Source organism: Devosia sp., assembly GCF_017307565.1.
Lineage (GTDB): Bacteria > Pseudomonadota > Alphaproteobacteria > Rhizobiales > Devosiaceae > Devosia.
Genome location: NZ_JAFKHD010000469.1, coordinates 1 through 1946 on the forward strand (window position 1 = coordinate 1; position 1946 = coordinate 1946).

The window sequence follows — 1946 nt, forward strand, 5'->3', positions numbered from 1 at the left end:
GTGCGGTGAGCGCCGATACGACGCCGCCCTTGGCCGGCGGCTGCGTTTCAGGGGCAGGAGCAGGCTGGGGTGCGACCTCGACGGCAGGCGGCTGTTCGGCCGGCTGGGGCTGTGCTTCAGGCTGGGCCTGGGGTGCAGGTTCTGGCTGAGGTGCAGGCTCCGGCTGGGGTGCAGGCTCGGGCTGCTGCTGGACGGCAGGGGCGGGCTCAGGTTGTGGCGCTGGCACAGGTGCGGGCGCCGGAGCCGGAGCCGGAGCCGGAGCAGGCTCTGGAGCGGGCGTGGGGGCCGGTTCGGGCGCTGGCGCAGGGGCGGGTTCCGGAGCCGGGGCAGGCTCGGGTGCAACTTCTGCCGGCGGGGGCGCAGGCGGCGCTTCAACGGCCGGCGGCTGTTCGGCAGGCGGTGCCGGCTCAGGCTCGGGGGCAGGCGCGGGCTCTGCTGCTGGAGCGGGCGGGGGCGCATTGCCCGAGGCGACAGCGATACATTCGTCAAGGCTGGAATAGCCTGCGACGATGCAGAGCTCCGACAGTGCGCCACGTGCAGCGTCGAGCGCTGCGGCATCGCCGGATGCCTGAGCGGCGGCATAGGCCTGGTAGGCCGCGACAAGGCCGCCATCCTGGGCGCGCACAGTCATCGGCAACAAGGCCATCAAGCCGACGCTCGTTCCGGTCAAAAGCCAGTTTCTAAGGCGCATTGTTATTTCCTTTATGTCGTTTGACACTTGAGACGAGCATCGCGGCACCACTCTGAACCTAGTCTGAATGGACTAACCCAACCAATTGCACGCCGCTGTCCCCCCGCAAAGCCCGCAACGCCTGGTTCCGGCGTTGGTTCCTGTAGCAAGCGTCGGCAGGGTGACCGAGTGAACATGGCGCCATTTGGGCGAAGTAGCGCTTTGGCCCGGTAATACGCTGGTTCCACAGGTGGGGCCGTGTTAGTGCCGAGGCATGCAACAAGCTGTTCGCCGCATTGATGTTTCGACCCGGGGCCAGGGGCTCTACGAGTTTACGGACCGGATCGACGGCTTCCTGGACGAGACCGGAATCGAGACGGGGCTGCTGACGGTTTTCGTGCGCCACACGTCCTGTTCGCTGCTGATTCAGGAAAATGCCGATCCGGACGTGCAGACCGATCTCATGGGCTTTTTCCGCCGGCTCGTGCCCGAGGGCATGGACTGGCTGGTGCATACCATGGAAGGCGCCGACGACATGCCGGCGCACATCAAGGCAGCTCTGACCCAGACGTCCACTTCCATTCCGGTTGTCGAGGGACGCGCCGCCTTGGGAACCTGGCAGGGCATCTATCTTTTCGAGCATCGTCATCGCCCGCATCGGCGCGAGGTGGTGCTGCATATCATGGGGGAGTGATCATGGATTGGGGCGTACTCATCGGCTATTGGCCGTTTGTACTTGGCATGCTGGCGACCGGTGTCGTTTCCGGTATTGCCGCAGGGCTGCTCGGTATTGGCGGCGGAGCGGTGATCGTGCCGGCGCTGAGTACCGCACTCTCGCTCATGGGGTTTGACTCCGACGTCGTGCAGCACGTGGCCGTGGGCACTTCGCTCGCCATCATCATCCCAACCGGAATCATGAGCGCGCGGTCGCATCACAAGCGTGGAGCGCTCGATCTCGAAGTTTTCAAGCTCTGGACGCCGTTCATTGTCGCCGGCACCTTTATCGGCGGGCTGATGGCCGGGTGGTACTCTGGCGACGTGCTGCGCATCGTCTTCGCCGTTATGGCCTTCGTGATTGCTGCCAACATCATCTTCTCGTTCCAGACGCGGCTCATGGGGCATCTCAAGAGCTCGAAGCCGACGCATCGCGGCGCGGCGTTCGTGGTGGGATATCTCTCCTCGCTGATGGGGATCGGCGGCGGCTCGCTGACCGTGCCGGCGCTGGTCGCCTTTGGCGAGACCATGCACAAGGCCGTCGGCACCTCGGCGGCGATCG

General features: G+C 65.5%; 3 protein-coding genes. 2 read left to right on the forward strand and 1 reads right to left on the reverse strand.

Features of this window, described 5'->3' with window-relative positions; all coding sequences use genetic code 11:
• A partial coding sequence (locus J0I64_RS20740) for a hypothetical protein (protein WP_291411860.1) occupies positions 1–691 on the reverse strand: 691 nt, incomplete at its 3' end.
• Between the two features lie 253 nt (positions 692–944).
• On the opposite strand from J0I64_RS20740, the gene J0I64_RS20745 reads away from it, so the two are divergent.
• Both J0I64_RS20745 and J0I64_RS20750 read left to right on the forward strand, forming a co-directional pair.
• Entirely contained in the window at positions 945–1364 is a 420-nt protein-coding gene (locus tag J0I64_RS20745) for a secondary thiamine-phosphate synthase enzyme YjbQ (RefSeq protein WP_291411863.1), read from the forward strand.
• Positions 1365–1366: 2 nt separating this feature from the next.
• The coding region (locus tag J0I64_RS20750) for a sulfite exporter TauE/SafE family protein (protein WP_291411865.1) at positions 1367–1946 on the forward strand (580 nt) is incomplete at its 3' end.